An 18,096-nucleotide genomic window follows, 5' to 3' on the forward strand; every position below is an offset into this window, starting at 1 on the left:
GCACCTGCCTACACAGGATGAATAAATATTCTCCTTAAATAGTTTATACAAATATCTAAAAATATTTGGAAATTAGCACAGTACCTTTTGTGGTTAAAATAGAAAGTTTAAACAAGTTTCTTATGGAAATTATTAGGAAGTAAATAAGAATAAAATATTTTTAAACCATTAAGAAGAGTTTAGATGTTAAGGAAAGTTCAGAAAAAATCCATTGATTTTCTTAAGCGGATAACTTAAAGCTAAGCTAAAACTTAATATTCTGAAAATCTTAAAAAACCTTAATGGTGACAATTTTAAAATTTAAGTAACCTCTTAAACTAAATATTCATTTTTTTAATCGAAATCAAACCATCCTTCACAGAAATAATCGTTTTCTTTCCGTAATCAATTTGAATATTGAACATATTTTCCAAAGGAAATTTTAAAATAGATTGTAAGATTAATCGGATCACTCCGGAGTGGGAAAAAATCAAAACTTTGTTGCTATTTTCTTTAGCAATCAATTCATTCCAAAACTTGGAAACTCGGGTTTGCATTTCTAGCAAATTTTCTCCGTTTGTTGCTTTTACATTGATAAAATCCTCATACCAAGGATTGATTTCATCTTTGGGAATATCATTCCATTTTTGGAGTTCCCAATCTCCGAAATTCATTTCTTTAATTCTTTCATCGGTTTGATAATTTAGCTGAAAATGTTTTGCTAATATCTGACAACGCTGAGATGGGCTTGAAATAATAAGATCAAAATCCTGATCAATTGAGATCAATTTAAAATCTTCAACATAATCTTTACGCAAAGACATTTCTGCAAATCCATAACATAAATTATCTGGATTTTCTACGGCAGTATGACGAATCAAATGAATTTCCATACGATAATTACTCCTAGATAAAATAACACTTCACAAACCTGTTGAACCGTTCCTAAACAATCGCCTGTATATCCTCCGATGTGTTTTTTAAAATACCAACCCAAGTATACTTTTCCGAGATAAGCCAAAATAAAAGCTAAGACTAATCGTCTATCCGGAATTAAAGAAAAAGCCAATAAAACAGCAATAAAACTTATGAATAAAGACTTTCCATCCAAGGCTTTATTCGCCAACGGTTTTGATTTACTTAAATCAATATCAGTCACGTATCTATGAGTATAAATCATTATTCCCGCAATAAACCGACTTGAAGTATGGGCTAAAACAATGATTGCTAACGTTTCCATAAGATCAATATTTCCCAATGCCTGAATGCTGAGAAATTTTAAGGCAAACAGTAGAATAATTCCAATCGCTCCATAAGCTCCTACCCGACTGTCTTTCATGATGGTCATAATTCTCTCTTTTCCATAACCACCACCGAAACTGTCACACACGTCTGTAAATCCGTCTTCGTGAAATGCTCCCGTCAATAAAACGTTGGAGATCATCATTAAAACAATCGCAATCTCCAAATTGAAAAGCTGAAAAGAACCATATAAAACAACAGCATTCATCAACCCTACCAACAATCCGACCCATGAAAAATACTTTTGAGACTGATTCATGATTTCATTGGAGTACGGAATTTTAAACGGAACCGGAATTCTTGTGAAAAACATCAAAGCCGTAGCAAAATAAATCAACTCATTTTTTATAATTTTCATCTATTCTTTATTTGAAATATTGGCATCTTCGAAACTCGACATTTCATTCAGGAAATTAACCGCACTTTGAATAATTGGATATGCCAATGCACAACCCGTTCCCTCACCTACTCGAAGATTAAGGTTGAGTAATGCTTTCTGGTCTAATAAGTCTAACAATTTAATATGAGCATATTCATCACTGACGTGGCAAAAAATACAATTTTTTAAAATTTCAGGATTCTTTTTCCAGACAACAGAAATGGCAACTGTCGCGATAAATCCGTCAATTAAGATCAACATATTTTGGTCATAAGCTTCCTCCATCGCTCCAATCATTTGGGTAATTTCAAGTCCGCCAAAAGTTTGTACAATTTCATCCAACAATTTTACATTCGGATGTTGACCAATCACTTGAGACAAGATCTCAATTTTCTTTTGTAACTGAGCATCATTCAAACCTGTTCCTCTACCTACACAATCGGCAATCGGTTCATTAAATAATTGACTCATCAGTAATGAAGAGGAGGATGTATTACCAATTCCCATTTCACCAAAACCGATAACATTACAACCCGTTTCTGCAATTTCCTTAACAACAGATTTTCCATTTTCCAAAGCCTGTTGGTATTCTTCAATCGTCATGGCAGGTTCTTCCAACATATTTCGGCTTGATTTTCTGACTTTCTTATCAATCAAATCCAACCCTTCAGGAAAATCAAAATTCACTCCCGCATCTACAATTTTAATTTGAATAGTATGCTGTTTACAAAACACATTGATTGCCGCTCCGCCACCTAAAAAATTCACCACCATCTGATAGGTAACTTCCTGCGGATAAGCGCTCACTCCTGCTGTTGCAATTCCGTGATCGGCCGCGAAAACAACCATGTGAGGTTTAATTAATTTTGGTGAAGTTGTTTGCTGAACCATCCCGATTTTGTGAGCCAATTGCTCAAGAAATCCTAATGCGCCTAAGGGTTTGGTTTTGAAATCAATTTTATGTTGTAATTCGTGTGCTAGCATTGATGTAGTGTAAGTTTTTAAGAATAGAACCCATCATTATTATGTTAAATAAGAGTCGTGCAATATTAGTGATTTTAAAATTATTTTCTTTTGCCTTGATGCAAAAGAAAGAAAAAATCAAGACTTGGAAACTTCCGCTAAAAATAATCTATGCTCTCTAAAAATTCTAAAACTTGCGCGATTTCATGATTTGTTTTTCAATTAAAAATTGGTCTCGCGCTTCAAACATAAGAATTTCCTTAACGTTCGCATAGACTATTTTCTTAACGCTTCATTTTCCTATGTCGGAATATAATGTCTTTTAATCAAACAAACTCTACAACATTCAAATCCTAAACATTTGATATTTTAAAACTATTTCCTTTTGCCTTGATGCAAAAGAAAGAAAAGATCAAGACTTGGAAACTTTCGCTAAAAATAGCCTAAGCTCTCTAAAAATTCTAAAACTTGCGCGATTTCAATATTGGTTCTTTGATTCAAAATTCGTCTCACGCTTCAAACAGTAGAATTTTCTTAACGCTCGCATAGATTATTTTCTTAACGCTACATTTTCCTATGTCGGAATTCAATTCCTTTTAAGCAAGTAAGCTATAACTCTACAACATTCAAACTCTCAAACTCTTCTACACTAATACTCTCCCACACTAGAACTCTCAAACAAAAAAACTGCGTAAAAACATTGCGCAGCTTTCAATTTACTTTGAAGAATAAATTAAAAACAATGACACCCAAAATACTAGAAAAGTTAAAAGAAATAGAGGCAGAAAGAAATATAGAGATACTTTTGGCCGTAGAATCAGGAAGCCGAGCCTGGGGTTTTGCCTCTCCTGACAGTGATTACGATATACGTTTCATATACCGACACGAAAAAGACTGGTATCTCTCGCCATGGGATAAAGATGAAACGATAGAATTTATGACCAAAGATGATCTGGACGGTTCCGGATGGGACTTGCGAAAGACTTTTCATCTTTTGCATAAATCAAACGCCGCTTTGTTGAGTTGGTTTTACTCGCCTATCGTTTATATGAAAAACGAAAAATTTTATGACTTATTTAAACCTCTGGCTGATGAATGTTTTTCTCCGATAGCAGTTTCTTATCACTATCTGAGCATGAGCAAAAAATATCTCGAAGCCTGTAGAACCGATGAAGTAAAATTGAAATCTTATTTTTACTGTCTTCGAACAACTTTAACAGGAAAATGGATACTAGAAAAAGGAACCGTTCCACCAGTTTTGTTCAGTGAATTGTTGGTCTTGGTTGACGATTTTACGAGAACAAAAATAGAAGATCTTGTTGCTTTAAAAGCCACCAAAGGAGAATCTTATTACCATCCGAATGATTGGGAACTTTTTGGATTTTTGGAGGAGACGGTGAAAGATAATGAGGAAAGGGCGAAGGGTTTGTCCGGAGGAAATGCGGATAAAGGTGAGATGGAGAGGGTTTTTAGGGAAATATTAAAATAATTAATTAGAAATATTTTAATTAATATGGTAAAAAAACTATCTGAAAGAGCATTACACTTTATAGAAAGACTAGGAAAAAGTAGGGAGTATGAAATAGATTTAGAAATTTTAGAAAAGCATTTAAATTTTTATCATCTTCAAAACTCTTTTGAAATTCTAAGGTTTCAGAAGAGTTTTTCTGGTCTTCATATTCAAGATATAGTTATCCATATTTTTACCCCAAAACAAATAAAACAACATAAAGGAGTTAATACCTACCATTGGGAAGGACAAACTTTATTTTCTATAAATGAGAGTTTTTATATTGCTGAAAACGGAGAAATTGCATTGAGAGATTGTGGTTGTGATTCTTATGACTTCTATTTTTATTTTGAACGTTTTGAAACCTTTATAGAACAACAAGCATTTTTTGAAGAATATCGATATTATATCCGTCTTCCGGGACTTGGAAATGATTTAATTTGTAATATTAATTTTCTTTCGGAATATTTTTCAGATTATGATTTTATTGATGAATGTTCCGATAAATATCATCGTATGTGGAAAAACAATTTACATCTCCTCCATGCCAGACTCTATCCTGAAGGATGGATTATCTTTTTTGATAGTCTATCTGAAAACGAACGTCATAAATTAATAGAAGAATTAAAAACAAAAAATATAATAGCATGAAAAATATAATAGCACTTTCTCCCATCTACACGGAAGACAGCAACAATTTGAAAAAAGCATCAATCAATTCGCCTTACGAACTGAATCGTTTTAATGCAAAATGGAGTGTCCCAGAAGAGTTTCGCAGCGATGTGATTGCAGTATATGGCGAGGATATTTATGCTGAAATTGTTGCTGAGCAATGTAATTTGACATTAACAAAACCTGACGATAGCTGGCTTTCAAAAATTTCAGAAGAATTCACGAAACGTAAAATTTCTTATGGACGATTAAAAGAATTCGTTGGCGAAGAAAATATATTCATTAAATGTTCTGATTTTAAAAGTTTTAAAGCCGGAGTTTTTGACAAAGTGACCAATATCAAAGGTTTTGATTCTTTGGATTTGGAAAGTACTGTTTTCACCTCAGAAGTTGTGGAATGGGAACTTGAAGTAAGATGTTTTGTTTTAAATAATGAAATAAAAACTCATTCTTCTTATTGGCGAAACAATGATTTTGATACTAATCCTCTTTCTGAAATTGAACATAAAGGTTTATTTAATTTCTTCAACGGTTTTATTCAAAACTATGCTGAAACATTACCCAAAGCTATTGTTCTTGATTTTGGAATTATCAAAGGAAAAGGTTGGGCTTTGATTGAAGCAAATCCTGCTTGGTGTTCGGGTTTATATGCTTGTGATGCTGAGAAAGCGCTGAAGGTGATTGTGGAAAGTTGTGTTAAAAATTAGAATTAATTTAATTATAATTGTAAAAGTTCCTTTTCACTAAGGGACTTTTTTTACTATTCTTAACCATAAAAACATTAGTCATGGAAAAAGAAAATATTATCACCATCAACCAAACCAATCAGGAAGCTGAATTTAATTGGGCAATAAAACGTTATCTGCCAAATTTCAAAGATGGTAAACCGGCGATTATTGGGATGCAATTTCCTTGGAAAAGAATTTTTGACGATGAGAAAAGTTTAGAAGAAACATTACAAGCTATAGCAAATTTATTTAATGATTTTACTAAAGGTGATTTCTTTAAAAGTATTAATTATACACCGCAATACAGGGATATTTTTCTTTTAAAAGCAAGTTTGGTTTCCTCATATTACTGGATAGAATTTATTTTTACAAAAGACAAATGGAATCTGAAAACAAAGGGATATTCATGGGAACAAGAATCTTTTATTTTCTCTTTGGGAAATAATCAAAATCATAATTTTATTGTTTCAAAGATTGATTATAAAGTTTCATCCGAATCTTATGATATGGAAAAATGGTTGAAAAATTTAAACAAAAAAAAATTTAAACTTCCAATTTACATAGACGAAGAAAGCTTTGAAAACAGTAATTATATTTTTCATTATGGAACATCAGAGGGCTTCAGAACGAATTTCAGCCATAGAACTGTAGATTTATTAATCGATGAGGATTTTGACTATTTTCTCCACATTAATTATAATGAATCACCTGAAACTTTAAGAAAAGAGATAGATTATATTCAACAGGGACAAACTCCTCAAAAAATTGTTTTTCAATTGTTAAAGATTATTTCAGAAAATAATGAATACCAAGCTTATGGAAGATCATTACGTGATATTCCTTTAAGAAATTTCATGTTTAAAATTGATAATAAAGCTCATCTTTCAAGAATATTTGTTATCATGGAGGATAAAAATTCAGACTTAAAAAGATTAGAAATACTTAAAAACATTATCGAAGAATGGGTCGATAAAATCATTGAATTTCAAAAACAAAATTAAAAACCAAATGAACTACAAAATTATATATAACGAAGAAAAACTACAGAAATTCATTGATTGGCTACCCAATTTATTGCCCAATGAACAATATTACGTGACACTTCTTGCAAGAAAAAAATACAATCAAGAAAAAGGTTTGAAAGCTGACAAAGCTCAATTAAAACGTTTTACTTCCACTAAAGAAAGATTACTTCAAAAAATAAGACAGCTTGAAATTCCATTAGATTTATATGTGTCCGGAAATCTTAATATTTCTCAGGATAATTTAGCAATTTACATTACACCCAATCCGCGTGATCTTCATAAATCATCTTTAATTTTAATGAAAGAAATTTCAGAGAGACTAATTCGAAATGATAATGCTATTAATCCTCATACATTAGCGTTGAATACAATTCAAACGACTACTTCAAGGAAAATATTCTTTGATCTGGATATTGATTTTAGAATTGAAAATCATCAGAAAGCTATTGAAAAATTCAGATTAGATATTTCAGATTGTATTAATGCTATTTGTCTTACTTTTATCAAAACAAATGGTGGATTGCATTGCTTGATTAACGTTCAAAATATTGAAACTGAATATCAAAAAAGTTGGCATCAAAAAGTTTCACAACTTACTTGTAGTGAATATGAAGTCACAATGAATGGGGATAATGTTTTACCAATTGTCGGATGTATTCAGGGAATTGATTTTTCACCTTATTTTTTACAATGAAAACTAAAATTAGAACTATAAATGTTGATGGTATTCTCTACAAATACATCGCAAAAGATTGGTACGTGAAAATCTACCCTAAAAACGGCACTGATTATTTTGTAAAAGTAGATTTTTTCACAGAAGATTTAGAGTTCAAAAATATTTTAATATATATAGGATGCTTCAAGACATTTGAAAATGGTGAGGAAAAATATTTAATAGTCCATCAGCCAGGGTTTGTGGCAAACGTCATAAAACATTTTAAAATTAATGAATTCGACTTTTCAACACAAAAACAACACACTATCACAGAAGCCGTAAAAGATTTTGAAGCTATGGGATATCAGATCGAGAAAACCAAAATAATATCTACATCGAATAATAATTTTGTATTTAAAAGTCTTTTGAAGGGCTATATTTCTTTTTTGAAACCCTCATATATATGGAAACTTTCCAGACATATCCGATCAAAAGAAGAACTTCCTCAATTTGTTGGAAGAATAAAAATTATGACTGATAATCTTAATAACGGAATTACTACTTCTATAATTATTAACAAGTTAAATGAAGGAAATATTTTTGATTTCCCATACATCCCTAAAGAAAAAGATACGCTTATGATTTCCTATAAAGAAGGAAATTATAACACATCAATATCCTTAATTTTCCTTGATGAAAGCTGGAAAAAAGGATTTTCTAACAGCTTAGAAGAGTACATTGCAGAAGGAGAAATCATCATCAAAGAAAAAGAAACAAATGACCATCCAAACCTTAAAAAATAAAAACCTCATCCTCCTAGAAACCATCTCTGGAAGCCGCTCTTTCGGACTAGCAACAGAAAACTCTGACACAGATATCAGGGGCGTATATTATTTACCGAAAGAAGATTTTTTTGGACTCAATTATATTCCGCAAATTTCCAATGAAACGAACGACATTACCTATTATGAGATCGGGAGATTTATAGAATTATTACAGAAAAACAATCCGAATATTCTGGAAGTTCTAGCAAGTCCGGAACACTGTATTCAACATAAAAATCCGTTGATGGATTTGTTGAAACCTGAAAATTTTCTTTCCAAATTGTGTAAAGATACGTTTGCGGGTTATGCGATTTCACAGATCAAAAAGGCAAAAGGACTTAATAAAAAGATCCTCAATCCAATTGATAAAGAAAGAAAATCCGTTCTTGATTTCTGTTATGTTTTACAAAATCAAGGTTCAGTTCCATTGAAAAAATGGCTTTCAGAAAATGGAAAAGTTCAGGAAAAATGTGGATTGGTAAGCATCGATAATACCAAAGGAATGTTTGCCCTTTTCTATGATGAATCAAACGATTTACACTATAAAGGAATTATTCAGAATGAAGAAGCCAATCAGGTTTCGGTATCCTCTGTCCCGAAAGAGGAGAAATCTATTGCTTATTTATTTTGCAACCTCGATGCCTACTCCACCTATTGTAAAGATTACAGAGAATATTGGAAGTGGGTTTCTGAACGAAATGAAGACCGCTACAATGTCAATCAAAGTCATGGACAAAATTATGACAGCAAAAACATGATGCACACCATTCGTTTGTTACAGTCTTGTAAACAGATTTTTAAAACCAATTCATTGAATATTTGGGTAGAAAACAGGGATGAATTACTGGATATTAAAGCCGGAAACTGGTCTTATGAAGCTGTTATGCAAAAAGCAGAAGATTTGATACAATCTATTGAGCATTATCATTCTGTTTCAACTCTTCCGAATGTTCCTGACTTGGAGAAAACAACAAAAATATTAATTGAAATCAGAGAGGAATTATATTGTTAAGTTTTTTTCTAAATGGTATTGATTCTGTTGAATCTTCGATTTCAAAGAAATAAGTTGAAAGTTTTTAACGCAAAGATTTATTTTTACTGCCGCATAAGTAAGGAAGCAAAGTATTGAATCAATATAATTGATTCTTAAGAAGCCATCTTCATCAGCGACTTTGTCGCCAATCTTTGCTCCCTAAAAATAATTCGTTTTTAGAGTAAAACTTTGCGTTTAAAATAATTTTTAGTATTTATACTCACTGTCTTTCAAAATAGGGCAAAGTGGAATAAAGAATCTAATCAATAAAAACTAGATTTCTCCTATCGTCGAAATGACAAAAAGAAATTTTGAATTTCCCACAGATTTCACGGATTTACGCAGATGATTATATTTTATTTGCTTTAAATGAATAAGTTGATTTTTTTAACGCAAAGATTTATTTTTAATGCTGCATAAGTAAGGAAGCAAAGAATTGAATCAATATAACTGATTCTTAAGAAGGCTATCTTCATCAGCGACTTTCTCGCCAATCTTTGCTCCCTAAAAATAATTCGTTTTTAGAGTAAAACTTTGCGTTTAAAATAATTTTTAGTATTTATACTCACTGTCTTTCAAAATAGGGCAAAGTGGAATAAAGAATCTAATCAATAAAAACTAGATTTCTCCTATCGTCGAAATGACAAAAAGAAATTTCGAATTTCCCACAGATTTTACGGATTTACGCAGATGATTATGTTTTATTTACTTTAAAAGAATAAATTGAGTTTTTTTAAATGCAAAGATTTATTTTTAATGCTGCATAAGTAAGGAAGCAAAGAATTGAATCAATATAATTGATTCTTAAGAAGGCTATCTTCATCAGCGACTTTCTCGCTACTCTTTGCTCCCTAAAAATAATTCGTTTTTAGAATAAAACTTTGCGTTTTAAAATAATTTTAGTATTTATACTCACTGTCATATTGAAACGGAATGAAGAATCTAATCAATAAAAACTTAAATTTCTCCTGTCGTCGAAATGACACAGCATGAAAAAAAATAAAATGGATGAACTAAAAAAATACATTCCTTACTTATCTGAAGCCTGGAAAGAAAAGTATTCAAAGATACTTCAGGAGGAACATTTAGAATCAATTGAAGGGAATATTGCTTTATTTAAAAGTGATCCTACTCTATTTGATCAGCCTCATTTTAATGAAGAAATCAAAGAAGATTTAGATATCAGTTTTAATTATTTTTTTGAGATTGAAACTTTAATTAATAATCAGCATGATTCTAAATATATTGCCCAAAAACTGGAACAAATTCCTTTTGAGCAATGGTTGTTGGTTTTAGGGCAGCGACTCACCTCTGCCAGTGAAAGAGATGAAAAAGCAATTCCGCCTTTACAGGAAAATTTCATTGCAAGTTGTCTTGTTTTATACAATAGCGAAATTACCGTTGCTCAGCGCGCTTGGGAAAAACACATTGACCGTCTTGAGGATGAATTCTGGGGAAAGATCAAAGGTAATAATCAGCTGAAACAGGAAAAAATGATGGAGAAGATTCGCTATATTATCAATCATAAAACATGGTGGAATATTTTCTTTCATTATAAACACGGTTTGGTATATGAAATCAGAGAAAAAGGCGGCCACGGAATCCGATGGAATGCAGAAGGAAGTCAATTAATTGGTTTTTTGGAACCTTTTATTAACGAATGAAAATTCATCCCGTAAAAGCAGTACATTAGCTGAGAAAATAAGTCATAAATAATCATCATTTTTCCTTTTGATTATCATGGTATCAGCAAAGATCAGTCAATGAAATTACAGTTTTATACTCCGACCCATCCTGTTTTAAAAAAGTATATTGAAGGATATTATTTTTTTGCCAGAGAGGAAACTAAAGAACCTGTTCATTACTGGACTTTTCCCAATAATTACTGTATTGTCTGTGTTAACCAAAATGCTAAGGTCACTCTTGAAAATAATAAAATAAAAGTAATTCCATCTTCTGAAAATAATATTACGGCGAATCTCGTATTTCGCTATATCTCTCCTATAGAAGTGTATTATGAAAAAATGGTTAATGAGATTACCATTTATTTTAAACCCTTAGGCTTAAACCAATTCACCAGTGATTTAGAAACTGTTTTTCTTCAGAAAGAGACAGAATATAATCCGTTCCCAGACTTTAAACAGAAAATGGAAGAAATCTTTAATTTTTCAACCAGAGAGCAACAGATTGATGAATTGGAAAAATATTGGATTTCCAAACTTATTATCAAAGATCTGGAATCTATGCGACTGATTTTATCTGATATAGAAGCTGATCTAAAAATTGAAGACATTGCAAAAAAGCATAGCATTTCGAGACAGCACATCCATAAAATGTTTCTAAAAACATTAGGAAAATCCCCTTCTGAATACCGAAAAATATACCGATTCAGAAATTCTATTACAAGGAAAAAAAAGATCAAAAGCTTAACGGAGCTATCTTATGACAACCTATTTTATGACCAATCCCATTTTAATAAAGATTTTAAAGAATTAACCACCATCAACCCAAAAGTATTCTTTAACAATGTAGATATAGATAAGGAAAATCTCTGGCTTTTTATATAGCCCGATTACATTTTTACAATTTTTGGATACAGAAGCAAGTTACATTTGTATCATGAAAATAGTGTATTTCCTAACTGTACTTTTATTCAGTTCTATTCAGGCCCAAGATTCTTTGGTTACAAAAATCGCCTCTGAACATTATCAAGTTATTAACTTCGAAAACAAAAAGTTTTCCGGAGATGCCATTGTGAATCTCACGAAGAACATTGCACAGCATAAATATGTTTTAATTGGGGAGGATCATCTTAATAATGAAGTTTTAGATTTCACAGAATATATCACAAAAAATATAAGCTTTGATAATTACATTATTGAAACTGACCAACTGACGATTAATATGCTAAAAAAAGCATATCAAAAAAGCAAAGAATATCAGTCAATCGTTTCTCAATCGAATGATAAATTTTCTCTCATCTCTTTTAACAGAGACCGGGATCTTCTCTATACATTTTTTGAAAACAATAAGAATGTTATCGGTCTGGATAATGTTTATTTTAATTCCGACAGTCCTCTTTTTCAGGAATTGATAAAAAAAACAACGAATAAAGAAGCTAAAGCAAAGTACGAGATAATGCTAAAGGAATCGGATAGCAGATGGAGTAAATTTAAAACTGATACAAATCAAAAACCACTAGCAGACGGATCTAATGAGCCTTATTTATTTTCTAGTACATTCAACAAAAACTTGGCAGAGATTCAAAAATTAAAACTTTCGCCTTATGAATATGATGTTTTAAATGCCTTATCAAAAAGTAATACCATATACAGCCTTGGAAATGAAGGAAAAGGGTTGGAATCTCATTCTCTGAGAATTTCATCCATGAAAGAAAAATTACTGGAAAACCTTTATAAAATGAAAGGTAAAAGAAATTTAATAAAGTTTGGAGCCAACCATGTAGGAAAAGATAAAAGCTTGTTTCAGAACAGTTTCGATATTGGAAATCTAATTTATAATTTAGCCGATGCCGAGCAAGAAAAATCCTTACACATCGCTATTATTCAAAAATCTGGAAGAGCCGGCTCTTTCTCATCAGAGAGTATTGATGCTGAAAATGTTGCTTTCCTAAAACCTTTTTATCAGTTAACAGGCAAAGAAAATGAGTGGTTATTATTCGATCTGACCAAAATAAATGAAGATATCAAAAAGCAAAAAACAGTCATTAAATCTATCGGGCTTAAAAATTTATTAAGCGGATATGATTACTTGATTATTATCCCAAAAGTAACGGCACAAAAGCTGATTAACTAAATAGATGACAAGACCTTAATTCAAATAGAAAAAATAATTAAGTTCTGTCCTATCAACTTTGTAACGATAAAAACATAAAGACTGTCAATACTTTGCCGGTCTTTATTTTAATCACTGTAAGCTATTTTATGATACTATAAACCTTATAAAAATCTAACTTTTAAGACAAAAAATCCCTCAATTGAGGGATTTAAATATATCTAAGATTTAATCTTAAGCTTCAGATGAAGGATTTTGATTTTCCTTTGGAGCTTGATCAGCCGGTCTTCTATCACCTTCTGGTCTGTCCTGTCTTTCTGGTCTTCTGTCTCCTTGAGGTCTTCTATCACCTTGTGGTCTGTCTCCTTCTGGTCTTGGTTTAGACTCAGGTCTTTCAGGTCTTGGTAAAAGAACTTTTCTTGAAAGTTTCATTTTCTTACGGTCATCGTAACCCATGAACTTCACTTCAACTTCGTCACCTTCGTTGTAAGGTACTTTATCAAGACGAGCCCATTCGATTTCAGAAATGTGAAGTAATCCTTCAGTTCCTTTTGCAATTGCTACAAAAGCTCCGAAATCCATTACTTTAACCACTTTTCCTTGGTACACTTCACCTACTACAGGTACAAATGTAATCTCGTTGATTCTTGCGATTGCTGCATTGATTTTCTCTCTGCTTACACCAGAAATCTCGATTCTTCCGATTTCTCCTACTTCTTCAATAGCAATAACAGTATCGGTATCTTTTTGAAGTTGTTGAATGATTTTTCCACCAGGTCCGATAACAGCACCGATGAAATCTTTAGAGATCTCAAGCATTACCATTTTCGGAGCGTGAGGTTTCACGTCTTCTCTTGGTACTGCAATTGTTTCAGTGATTTTATTAAGGATGTGTAATCTTCCGTCTTTAGCCTGTAAAAGAGCTTTCTCCATGATGTCCATAGATAATCCCTGGATTTTGATATCCATTTGACAAGCTGTGATACCGTCTGCAGTTCCCGTTACTTTAAAGTCCATATCCCCCAAGTGATCTTCATCACCTAAGATATCAGAAAGTACAGTGAATTTTCCAGTCTTAACATCTGTTACCAATCCCATTGCAATTCCGGAAACTGGTTTTGTAATCTGAATACCTGCATCCATCAATGCTAAAGTTCCTGCACAAACAGTCGCCATAGAAGATGAACCGTTTGATTCTAAAATATCAGAAACGATACGGATTGTGTAAGGGTTTTCTTCAGGAATCATGTTTGCTAAAGCTCTCTGAGCCAAGTTTCCATGTCCTACTTCTCTTCTTGAAGTTCCTCTTAAAGGTCTTGCTTCACCTGTTGAGAACGGTGGGAAGTTATAATGTAAGAAAAATCTTTCGTCATAATTTACCATTACGCTGTCTACCATGTTCGCATCTTTAACTGAACCTAATGTTACAGCCGTTAGAGATTGAGTTTCACCTCTTGTGAAGATTGCAGAACCGTGAGCTCCTGGTAAATAATCAATTTCGCTCCAGATTGGACGAATTGTTTCAGGATCACGACCATCAAGACGGATTTTGTCATTCAAAATCATCTGACGCATCGCTTCTTTTTCAACATCGTGATAATATACTTTTACAAATGGAGTTACTCTTTCCAATTCTTCAGTATCTTCAGCATATTGTGCTAAAAATTCTTCACGAACTGCTTTGAATTTCTCTCCTCTCTCATCCTTACCAGATGGAGTTTTTGCTACTTCGTATACTTTATCATATGTTTCTTTCCACACTTTTTCACGAATAGCTTCGTCGTGGTTTTCGTGGCTATATTCTCTTTTTGGGAATGATTTACCTACTTTTTCAGCTAATCTTTCCTGAGCTTCAACTTGTTTCTTGATTTCTACATGAGCAAACTGAATTGCTTCAAGCATTTCCTGCTCAGAGATTTCTTTCATCTCTCCTTCTACCATTACGATAGAATCTTTAGTTGCTCCAACCATGATGTCAAGGTCAGCAATTTTAAGATCTGCATAATTAGGGTTGATAGAAAGTTCACCGTTGATTCTTACTACTCTTACTTCAGACATTGGTCCGTTGAAAGGGATATCTGTAATAGCAATTGCTGCAGAAGCTGCAAGACCTGCTAAATCATCAGGAATTGACACTCCGTCATAAGAAATTAATGAAATCATTACCTGAACTTCAGCATGGAAATCTTCAGGGAATAATGGTCTAAGAACTCTGTCTACCAAACGCATTGTCAAGATTTCCTGATCTGATGGTCTAGCCTCTCTTCTAAAGAAGTTTCCAGGAATCTTACCTCCTGCGTAAAATTTTTCTCTGTAATCTACAGTTAAGGGTAGAAAATCTACTCCGTCTTTTGCTTCTTTGCTGGCTACAACAGTTGCTAAAAGCATTGTTCCGCCCATTTTTACGACTACAGAACCATCAGCCTGTTTTGCTAATTTTCCTGTTTCAATTGTAATTTCTCTGCCGTCTGCAAGAGTAATTATTTCTGTAATTGCTTGAGGTATACTCATAAATAGTTTTGTGTTGCACTCCGTATTGAGCGCTTTAATTATTGATATTTCGTCTAAATTTTCGTTTGCAAAGATAACGTATAATAATGAAATAATTAAATTTTCAAATGAATAAATAATGTATCAGGTTTTAACTCGATGAATATTTTTTTGACCTTAAACATAAAATTACTGCAATAATTACAACATTTATTAATCAATATCAAAAAACAAAAAGCAAGTTAGTTTGAAATTATTTTAGATTTAAAAATCTTACGCTCATTACATTATTGTCTCAAAATAAGAAATATTGCATTTATGGGTAAAAAAGACCAAAAAAGTTGCTGAAAAAAAAAGTTGTTCCCCTATATTTGCCTGACTTTTAAATATGTGAAAAATTCAAATATTTTCTCTTTAAAACCAACTGAATGAGTTATATAAAAACTCTTTTGTTTAAATATGTGTGTATATGAATAATAATGAAGTAAAATCGCAAAGCAGGAATTACACTATTCCGCTTATTACCATCACTCTTCTTTTTTTTATGTGGGGATTCATCACTTGTATGAATGACATTTTGATTCCTTACCTAAAACAACTTTTCAAACTGAGCTTCTTTGAATCTATGTTGGTTCAGTTTTGTTTCTTTGGAGCTTATTTTATTGGCTCATTAATTTATTTCTTCATCTCTATTACAAAAGGAGATCCTATTAACAAAGTAGGTTACAAAAAAGGAATTCTTTTTGGAATTTTCCTGGCTACTTTCGGATGTATCTTATTTTATCCGGCTGCTACTTTCTCTTCCTATCCTTTATTTTTAGGAGCCTTGTTCGTTCTTGGATTAGGGTTTACCGTACTTCAGATTACTGCCAACGCATACGTTTCTTTATTAGGGTCAGAAGAATCTGCATCAAGCCGATTGAATATGACGCAAGCTTTCAACGCATTGGGAACTACTATTGCTCCGGTTTTAGGAGGGCATTTAATTTTTGAATTGTTCTCAGCTGCAGACGGTTCTTTCAGTGCTGTAGCAACAAGAATTCCTTATTTAATTTTTGCAGGTATTCTTTTATTAGTTGCTTTATTAATCTCAAGAGTAAAACTACCTTCATTCCAAACCAATGATGGCGAAGAAGTAGTAAAAGGTTGGGGAGCATTGAAATTCAATCATTTGAAATTCGGAGTTTTTGCGATGTTTTGCTACGTAGGAGGTGAAGTTGCTGTTGGAAGTTTTATCATCAGCTTCTTGGAACAACCTCAAATCATGGGCTTTGATGAAGTCATCAGTAAAAACTACCTTTCTATCTATTGGGGAGGTGCGATGATCGGTCGTTTTCTGGGAGCGATTTCTTTAAACCAATCGATAAGCCAAGGAAAAAAAGCTATTTATATGTTGGGAGCTGCCGCTTTAGTATTCTTGGTTATTTTCAGTATTGTAAATCTTTCGTTTGCTCAAATTAGTTTCTTCCTTGTATTCATTGTTCTTAACTTCATTGCCTTCTTTATTGGTAAAGCTGCTCCGGCAAGAACACTTTCAATATTTGCTGCAGTGAACGTTGTTTTATTAATTTCCGCTATGGTGAACCATGGTGAATTGGCAATGTACAGCGTATTAGGAATTGGAATTTTCAATTCTATTATGTTCTCTAATATTTACACACTGGCAATTTCAGGACTAGGAAAATATACCAGCCAGGGATCATCATTGGTTGTAATGGCCATTTTAGGAGGTGCTATTGTTCCTATTTTCCAAGGATATTTAGCAGATCAGTTTGGAGTTCAACATTCATTTATTATTCCAGTATTCTGTTATATAATGATCTTCATCTTCGGAGCTTATTGTACAAAATATCTTGGACATGTAGAAGCTACAGAATCCAAATCAGGACATTAATTTTAATTTAAAATATAAACCAGATGAGACTCTTTTTAAGGGTCTCATTTTTTTGTTTAAAGTATTTGGTTATATTTCACGTCTAAAATAAAAGACAATAAATTTTTTATTTTAACCACAAAAGGAACAAAAGATTTGCAGATGAATATTTTAAAGTAATGCATAGAACATAAATAAGAACACAAGAGCTTTAAAAAATAAAAAAGAATGCTTAGATATTCAAATAGCTTTTATAACCTTTTGCGGTTAAATCCCATCTACCTTATGCTTAATTAACATATCACAATGAAAACCCAACTACAACTTGAATACATTGCATTTCTAATCTTAGGAGCTTTTGCTTTTTCGCACACCGGATTTTCTTGGTGGTGGTTCGCAGGATTATTTTTTGCCCCCGATATTTCCATGTTAGGATATATTGTTAATAATAAAGTAGGAGCATTTTGCTACAACCTCTTCCATCATCTAGGAATTGCGATCGCAGCCTATCTCGCAGGAACAGTATTAGCACTTCCCTATTTACAAATGATTGGTGCTATTTTATTTGCTCATTCAGCTTTTGATAGAGTGTTAGGCTACGGATTGAAATATTGTGATAGTTTTCAAAATACGCATTTAGGGAAAATTGGGAAGAATAAATAATATGAAGCCAGAGATAAACTAATACATTTTCACCATTAAGATTTCTTAAGATTTTTAGAATATTAAGATTCGCGTCGTATTAAGCTTATTCATTTAAAGAAATTTCAGATTTTATCTTAATTTTCCTTAACAGCTAAATTCTCCTTAATGGTTTAATTCTTTTTATAACATTGAAAAAACAAAAAAGCAACCTCTTTCGAAGTTG

16 protein-coding genes are annotated in these 18,096 nt (G+C 32.2%); 12 read left to right on the forward strand and 4 right to left on the reverse strand.

The genetic code is table 11. The annotated features are described in order from the left end of the window. Nucleotides 1-317 precede the first annotated feature (317 nt). From cobC to cobT, 3 genes are read right to left on the reverse strand one after another with little or no spacing between them, the layout of a single operon-like run. Nucleotides 318-872 (reverse strand): alpha-ribazole phosphatase family protein, encoded by a 555-nt coding sequence (gene cobC, locus BUB80_RS15505; RefSeq protein WP_073294519.1) that lies wholly within the window; start codon nt 870-872, stop codon nt 318-320. After that, nucleotides 857-1,639 carry an adenosylcobinamide-GDP ribazoletransferase gene (locus BUB80_RS15510; RefSeq protein WP_228433840.1) on the reverse strand — a complete coding sequence of 261 codons (783 nt, stop codon included), beginning with the start codon at nt 1,637-1,639 and terminating at the stop codon, nt 857-859. Before BUB80_RS15510 ends, cobC begins: the two co-directional genes overlap by 16 nt. Beyond that, nucleotides 1,640-2,644 (reverse strand): nicotinate-nucleotide--dimethylbenzimidazole phosphoribosyltransferase, encoded by a 1,005-nt coding sequence (cobT, locus tag BUB80_RS15515; protein WP_073294522.1) that lies wholly within the window; start codon nt 2,642-2,644, stop codon nt 1,640-1,642. It lies immediately after the preceding gene. 721 nt (nt 2,645-3,365) lie between these two features. Between cobT and BUB80_RS15520 the strand changes: the two genes are divergently transcribed. From BUB80_RS15520 to BUB80_RS15565, 10 genes are all read left to right on the forward strand, one after another. Next, nucleotides 3,366-4,112, forward strand: coding sequence for a nucleotidyltransferase domain-containing protein (locus tag BUB80_RS15520; RefSeq protein ID WP_073294525.1), 747 nt, complete (start codon nt 3,366-3,368; stop codon nt 4,110-4,112). A gap of 24 nt (nt 4,113-4,136) precedes the next feature. Beyond that, nucleotides 4,137-4,784 (forward strand): hypothetical protein, encoded by a 648-nt coding sequence (locus BUB80_RS15525; RefSeq protein WP_073294528.1) that lies wholly within the window; start codon nt 4,137-4,139, stop codon nt 4,782-4,784. Further along, nucleotides 4,781-5,512, forward strand: coding sequence for an ATP-grasp domain-containing protein (locus BUB80_RS15530; protein ID WP_073294531.1), 732 nt, complete (start codon nt 4,781-4,783; stop codon nt 5,510-5,512). The genes BUB80_RS15525 and BUB80_RS15530 overlap by 4 nt, the downstream gene beginning before the upstream one ends. A gap of 80 nt (nt 5,513-5,592) precedes the next feature. After that, entirely contained in the window at nt 5,593-6,534 is a 942-nt protein-coding gene (locus tag BUB80_RS15535) for a hypothetical protein (protein ID WP_073294533.1), read from the forward strand. Nucleotides 6,535-6,541: 7 nt separating this feature from the next. Then, complete coding sequence (locus BUB80_RS15540) at nt 6,542-7,252, forward strand: hypothetical protein (RefSeq protein ID WP_139262723.1); 711 nt, start codon at nt 6,542-6,544, stop codon at nt 7,250-7,252. Further along, the gene (locus BUB80_RS15545; RefSeq protein ID WP_073294539.1) at nt 7,249-8,016 is read left to right on the forward strand and encodes a hypothetical protein; all 768 of its coding nucleotides are present in this window, start codon (nt 7,249-7,251) and stop codon (nt 8,014-8,016) included. Before BUB80_RS15540 ends, BUB80_RS15545 begins: the two co-directional genes overlap by 4 nt. Next, the gene (locus BUB80_RS15550) at nt 7,991-9,049 is read left to right on the forward strand and encodes a nucleotidyltransferase domain-containing protein (RefSeq protein ID WP_073294542.1); all 1,059 of its coding nucleotides are present in this window, start codon (nt 7,991-7,993) and stop codon (nt 9,047-9,049) included. The genes BUB80_RS15545 and BUB80_RS15550 overlap by 26 nt, the downstream gene beginning before the upstream one ends. A gap of 1,010 nt (nt 9,050-10,059) precedes the next feature. After that, nucleotides 10,060-10,734 carry a hypothetical protein gene (locus BUB80_RS15555; RefSeq protein WP_228433842.1) on the forward strand — a complete coding sequence of 225 codons (675 nt, stop codon included), beginning with the start codon at nt 10,060-10,062 and terminating at the stop codon, nt 10,732-10,734. Between the two features lie 99 nt (nt 10,735-10,833). Further along, the gene (locus BUB80_RS15560; RefSeq protein ID WP_073294544.1) at nt 10,834-11,637 is read left to right on the forward strand and encodes a helix-turn-helix domain-containing protein; all 804 of its coding nucleotides are present in this window, start codon (nt 10,834-10,836) and stop codon (nt 11,635-11,637) included. A 52-nt stretch (nt 11,638-11,689) separates the two neighbouring features. Beyond that, nucleotides 11,690-12,886 (forward strand): hypothetical protein, encoded by a 1,197-nt coding sequence (locus BUB80_RS15565; protein WP_073294547.1) that lies wholly within the window; start codon nt 11,690-11,692, stop codon nt 12,884-12,886. 213 nt (nt 12,887-13,099) lie between these two features. On the opposite strand, the gene BUB80_RS15570 is transcribed toward BUB80_RS15565, so the two are convergent. After that, a complete protein-coding gene (locus BUB80_RS15570) occupies nt 13,100-15,376 on the reverse strand; it encodes a polyribonucleotide nucleotidyltransferase (protein ID WP_073294550.1) in 2,277 nt (758 codons plus the stop codon). Nucleotides 15,377-15,824: 448 nt separating this feature from the next. On the opposite strand from BUB80_RS15570, the gene BUB80_RS15575 reads away from it, so the two are divergent. Next, nucleotides 15,825-17,249, forward strand: a complete 1,425-nt coding sequence (locus tag BUB80_RS15575; protein WP_073294553.1) for a sugar MFS transporter — start codon at nt 15,825-15,827, stop codon at nt 17,247-17,249. A gap of 285 nt (nt 17,250-17,534) precedes the next feature. Then, nucleotides 17,535-17,891, forward strand: a complete 357-nt coding sequence (locus tag BUB80_RS15580) for a DUF4260 domain-containing protein (protein ID WP_073294556.1) — start codon at nt 17,535-17,537, stop codon at nt 17,889-17,891. The last annotated feature ends 205 nt before the right edge of the window (nt 17,892-18,096 follow it).

This window comes from Chryseobacterium polytrichastri (genome assembly GCF_900142445.1).
In the GTDB taxonomy this organism is placed as follows: domain Bacteria; phylum Bacteroidota; class Bacteroidia; order Flavobacteriales; family Weeksellaceae; genus Chryseobacterium; species Chryseobacterium polytrichastri.

What these genes read in the sequence shown, in the direction of transcription:
- cobC (WP_073294519.1), bottom strand. Translation starts at nt 872, where the DNA reads ATGGAAATTCATTTGATTCGTCATACTGCCGTAGAAAATCCAGATAAT.
- BUB80_RS15510 (WP_228433840.1), bottom strand. Translation starts at nt 1,639, where the DNA reads ATGAAAATTATAAAAAATGAGTTGATTTATTTTGCTACGGCTTTGATG.
- cobT (WP_073294522.1), bottom strand. Translation starts at nt 2,644, where the DNA reads ATGCTAGCACACGAATTACAACATAAAATTGATTTCAAAACCAAACCC.
- BUB80_RS15520 (WP_073294525.1), top strand. Translation starts at nt 3,366, where the DNA reads ATGACACCCAAAATACTAGAAAAGTTAAAAGAAATAGAGGCAGAAAGA.
- BUB80_RS15525 (WP_073294528.1), top strand. Translation starts at nt 4,137, where the DNA reads ATGGTAAAAAAACTATCTGAAAGAGCATTACACTTTATAGAAAGACTA.
- BUB80_RS15530 (WP_073294531.1), top strand. Translation starts at nt 4,781, where the DNA reads ATGAAAAATATAATAGCACTTTCTCCCATCTACACGGAAGACAGCAAC.
- BUB80_RS15535 (WP_073294533.1), top strand. Translation starts at nt 5,593, where the DNA reads ATGGAAAAAGAAAATATTATCACCATCAACCAAACCAATCAGGAAGCT.
- BUB80_RS15540 (WP_139262723.1), top strand. Translation starts at nt 6,542, where the DNA reads ATGAACTACAAAATTATATATAACGAAGAAAAACTACAGAAATTCATT.
- BUB80_RS15545 (WP_073294539.1), top strand. Translation starts at nt 7,249, where the DNA reads ATGAAAACTAAAATTAGAACTATAAATGTTGATGGTATTCTCTACAAA.
- BUB80_RS15550 (WP_073294542.1), top strand. Translation starts at nt 7,991, where the DNA reads ATGACCATCCAAACCTTAAAAAATAAAAACCTCATCCTCCTAGAAACC.
- BUB80_RS15555 (WP_228433842.1), top strand. Translation starts at nt 10,060, where the DNA reads ATGAAAAAAAATAAAATGGATGAACTAAAAAAATACATTCCTTACTTA.
- BUB80_RS15560 (WP_073294544.1), top strand. Translation starts at nt 10,834, where the DNA reads ATGAAATTACAGTTTTATACTCCGACCCATCCTGTTTTAAAAAAGTAT.
- BUB80_RS15565 (WP_073294547.1), top strand. Translation starts at nt 11,690, where the DNA reads ATGAAAATAGTGTATTTCCTAACTGTACTTTTATTCAGTTCTATTCAG.
- BUB80_RS15570 (WP_073294550.1), bottom strand. Translation starts at nt 15,376, where the DNA reads ATGAGTATACCTCAAGCAATTACAGAAATAATTACTCTTGCAGACGGC.
- BUB80_RS15575 (WP_073294553.1), top strand. Translation starts at nt 15,825, where the DNA reads ATGAATAATAATGAAGTAAAATCGCAAAGCAGGAATTACACTATTCCG.
- BUB80_RS15580 (WP_073294556.1), top strand. Translation starts at nt 17,535, where the DNA reads ATGAAAACCCAACTACAACTTGAATACATTGCATTTCTAATCTTAGGA.